The 3,827-nt window shown below is 52.5% G+C and carries 6 protein-coding genes; all 6 read left to right on the forward strand.

Annotation, left to right across the window (positions count from 1 at the left end; all coding sequences use genetic code 11):
• The coding region (locus B5F39_RS14130; RefSeq protein WP_204245132.1) for a hypothetical protein at window positions 1-1,056 on the forward strand (1,056 nt) is incomplete at its 5' end.
• Window positions 1,057-1,081: 25 nt separating this feature from the next.
• Window positions 1,082-1,774 (forward strand): hypothetical protein, encoded by a 693-nt coding sequence (locus B5F39_RS13895; protein WP_087368731.1) that lies wholly within the window; start codon window positions 1,082-1,084, stop codon window positions 1,772-1,774.
• Window positions 1,767-2,237 carry a hypothetical protein gene (locus B5F39_RS13900; protein ID WP_087368733.1) on the forward strand — a complete coding sequence of 157 codons (471 nt, stop codon included), beginning with the start codon at window positions 1,767-1,769 and terminating at the stop codon, window positions 2,235-2,237. The genes B5F39_RS13895 and B5F39_RS13900 overlap by 8 nt, the downstream gene beginning before the upstream one ends.
• Window positions 2,238-2,748: 511 nt before the next feature.
• Window positions 2,749-3,078 carry a hypothetical protein gene (locus B5F39_RS13905; RefSeq protein WP_204245133.1) on the forward strand — a complete coding sequence of 110 codons (330 nt, stop codon included), beginning with the start codon at window positions 2,749-2,751 and terminating at the stop codon, window positions 3,076-3,078.
• A complete protein-coding gene (locus B5F39_RS13910) occupies window positions 3,075-3,509 on the forward strand; it encodes a hypothetical protein (RefSeq protein WP_087368735.1) in 435 nt (144 codons plus the stop codon). Before B5F39_RS13905 ends, B5F39_RS13910 begins: the two co-directional genes overlap by 4 nt.
• A 58-nt stretch (window positions 3,510-3,567) precedes the next feature.
• Window positions 3,568-3,827: hypothetical protein (locus tag B5F39_RS14510; RefSeq protein WP_204245134.1), on the forward strand; the 260-nt coding region annotated here is incomplete at its 3' end.

Raw genomic sequence — 3,827 nt, forward strand, 5'->3', positions numbered from 1 at the left:
GGACTGGCGCAGCTTATAGGCAGCCTCATAGCCTCCGGCTCGCTGACCGGGCGCGAGCTGAACGCGGCGGCGAAAATGCAGCTGGGGCCCGGCGGTCAGTTCATCATGGGAGACGGCTCCATATTCCAGATGGCCAGCGGCGCGGTAACCATCAACTCCGAGGCCGGCGTACTGGAAATACGCGACCCGAACAACCTCGCGATAGGGGATTATGTTCGAGTTGATGTTGGCGACATCTCGACATATAAATATTTGAACGGAGCATACCGTGAAATGAAATCGCTCCGAAAAATGTACTGTGGGCAGAATGTACCTAACAATACAGTCGTTACGCTCCCTGGATATTGGCCATCGCAGCCGAACATCATTGTTTCTCCGTGCGCTTTGCAGTCATACTCGACTGCACGTTCGGACGGGAATCAAACGCTCAATTTATCAGCATCTAATATAACGTGGGACGCGACAACCGGAGTGGCCACGTTCAAACCTGTTGCTACGCTCATTATTGCGGCAGGCAGTATTACGCTAGGTTCTTCCACAGCAAATTCTGTAGATACCGGCAGTGGCGGGAATGTTACGAGTGGCTCCATAAGTGCCTCGGTTAATTTGAGTAGTTTGTCAATTACAATCGGATTTTATGGTTGTGTTTGCCGACAGGGGACAAGTAACCCGACTGGCGCATATCATAAATATACCTATGGCAGAGTAAGTTACACGTTATACGCAAACATAGGCGGAACTAATTATAGTGTTGGCTCCGGTTATATAGATAACGGTCGCAGCGCACAGTTTGTTGGTAGCGAGCCGGTTAGCTTATATAAGTCACACTCTAATACAATATCTCTGGACATAAACGCAGGAACAACTATAAGAGCATACGCAGTGTTTACCACCCCAATTATATATGACCCCGGTGACGCAGAGGATTATGAACCCACTAAAAACGCATCGGAATATAACAAATGTTGGGTAAAAATATTGTCTGCAACAGGGGTTACAACATCAACACAGCAATTGGCGTCTGGAACGTTAAATTACATGGCAATAGCTGAATAAATAGCACAAAAAAGAAGGTGAAACCATGTCAGAATCCACAGGAACAATCACAGTAACGAACGACAGCGCGAACGTCACGGGAAGCGGGACGCTCTTCGCGACGAACTTCTGCGGGCCGGACGACCTGCTCATAGTAGACGGGCTGAACTACGTCATAAAGTCGGTGACGTCCGACACGGCTCTTACGCTGACGCGCCCCTACGCCGGTACGACCGCGAGCGGCAAAACATACGAAATCATCCGAACCACAGGCGAGAAGGCGCTCAACGAACTCGCGCATCAGGTAGCGGAGCTGGTCAACAAATACGGGACGACGGTAAACTCCATAACCGACACCCCGGGCGCGTCGAAAATCCCGAAAGCCGGGGACGACGGCAAGCTCGCCGACAGCTGGATCAGCGACGCGGCGTTCCTCAAAACGCTGCTCGCCTTCGACGGCGAATCAAACGACACGCTCACGTCCGGCACAGGCGAAGGCGACGTCGTGCTCAAGGGTGCGAACGGGATACTTGAAATCCTCGCGCGCCTGTCCTCCGGCCTGTCAAGCAAAGGCAAAGTGCCGATGCTCGACTCGTCCGGCAAAGTCCTTGCGGCTCAGCTGCCGGCCGCCGCGCTGCAGGAGCTCAAGCTCTACGTAAACGGCGAGGCGGACAACACGATAATAGCGGCGACCAAAGAGGGCGACATCATAATTAGGAAGGTGAGCGTAGATGAGTGACGTTATGACTTTCAGCAAGCGCACAGCCTCGGGGCTTGAAGAAGCGCTGCGCACGGTGCTGCTGGACGCGGACAACAAAGTCCCGGCGGAGGCGCTGCGCATCGTCGGTGCAATCGCCGATGGGGCTGTGATAGAGAGCGGCTCTAACACAAACGGCTATTGGGTAAAGTTAGCCGATGGGACAGCGATAGCACATAACGCTATAACTCAGCTTACAAATACAGATGCCAGTGCGCCAATTAGCGGAATATATAGATATACGGTAAGCGTCACGTTTCCAATGTTATTTATATCGCCCCCTGACGTCGTCGGCAGCATTGGTGCGAATAGCAATACTCACGGATGGGGTACAGCTATAAACCGCACTGTAAGCGGGGCTACGTTTCATCACTACACGACCGTAGCATCATTAAGTACTACGGCTCTCGGCGGTTGGTACATCGCCATTGGTAAATGGAAATAGCCCTCACGCCTTCCAGCGGCCGACGGCGAGAAATTGTATAGTACCTTGCGTATTTGTTTTCTGACCTGTCGTATAAATTGTCATATTAAAAGTATCTGTAGATACTGCATGACAGTTTGCCCATGTAATATTTAGGTCGTAATAATCGGAGCTTAATACACATACTGGGGCAACAACGAAACTCGCTGGGTATGCGATGCTATTTACAGTCATTGCATACACATTGCCATGAGGTGTGGTAGAAACAGCTAATGTCGTCTTTCCCCAACATACCTGAGTCCCGTCCGCAAACCTAACCCAGTTCCCGTTAGCGTTTGAGCCCTGCCCAATAATCGCCCCGTCGTCCAGCGCACCGACGATGCACGCGAACCCCGAGGCGCGGAGCGGGCGGGCGTGGAACAATGTAACAACCGTGTAACACCAGAAAAAATAAGAAACCTAAACAACCACAGGCGCACACCTGATTCATGGCGTGCGCCTGTGTAACTCTCGTATAACAAGGAGTGATGAAATGTTCAAGATAAATTTAAGCCCGCAGGTACAGAGTAGGGTTTACATCTACCCTAGCCAGGATGTTATTATTACGCCCCGCATCACCGTATCAAAATCCGGCGACGCGCTCATAGTCAACGGCGAGACCTACGACTTTGCCCAGCTCACCGAAGGTTCTACCCTCCCGGCGGACGCTATAGACAGCGAGTATTTCGTCGGCGACGTAAAGCGCGAAAACGGCGACATCGAGCTGACCTTGCTGCTGCCGATAGGACTTAACGCGACGGAGGCACAGCGGTTCCCTGAACAGATAACGGTAAGCGCGGACGGGGCGGTGACATTGCCATGACGATCGACTGGTCGAAGATGGACACGCCCGCGATGAAATTCGCACGCGCGGTAGCCGCCAAACGCGCCGAGATATGGGGCGCTGGCGACGCGATACTCGCGCAGGTAAAAACCAACTTCACGGGCGCGGAGATAGAAGCGTGGCCTAAGCAGGAACAAGGCGCGAAAGACATTCAAGCCGGGAACACGGACACTGACTCGGCGAAGTTCGTAGAACGCATGGCCTCACAGCGAGGTATGGAGACGGAGACTCTTGTAACTAAAATCATGGGACACGTCGAAACATACGCTGCGCTCTCTGCCACGGTGATAGGCGAGCAGCAGAGGCTCGACGACCTCATAAAAGCAGCCGAGACGCAGGCAGACCTTGACGCCATCGTCTGGACGCTGAACCCACTTGAAACGGAGGAAACAAATAATGCAGACAATTAGCCAGTGCTTACGGGGGGGGGGGCGTCCTCCATGTTGATGTCAACTGTGAGGCAGTATTATGAGAGACGTCATCAAGCTACAGCGCCGCACGGAGAGCGGACTGGAAGACGTGCTCTCGTTTGGCGACATCGTAGCCAGCGGCTCTAATGCTAATGGGGAATGGGTCAGGTGGTCTGACGGGACTCAGATATGTCGGAGTACGATTATACTGACGGGCTTGAGCATAGAGGATAGAGCTCAGGTTTGGGCTAGTTATTCTTATACTCCACCAGCCGCTTTTGTTGGTGAATATGATATCTATATTTCAAAAGCATTGGC

The organism is Cloacibacillus sp. An23 (assembly GCF_002159945.1).
Classification (GTDB): Bacteria; Synergistota; Synergistia; order Synergistales; family Synergistaceae; genus Caccocola.

Coding starts and splice junctions, on each gene's coding strand:
- B5F39_RS13910 (WP_087368735.1), top strand. CDS start 3,075: ATGACGATCGACTGGTCGAAGATGGACACGCCCGCGATGAAATTCGCA.
- B5F39_RS13895 (WP_087368731.1), top strand. CDS start 1,082: ATGTCAGAATCCACAGGAACAATCACAGTAACGAACGACAGCGCGAAC.
- B5F39_RS13905 (WP_204245133.1), top strand. CDS start 2,749: ATGTTCAAGATAAATTTAAGCCCGCAGGTACAGAGTAGGGTTTACATC.
- B5F39_RS13900 (WP_087368733.1), top strand. CDS start 1,767: ATGAGTGACGTTATGACTTTCAGCAAGCGCACAGCCTCGGGGCTTGAA.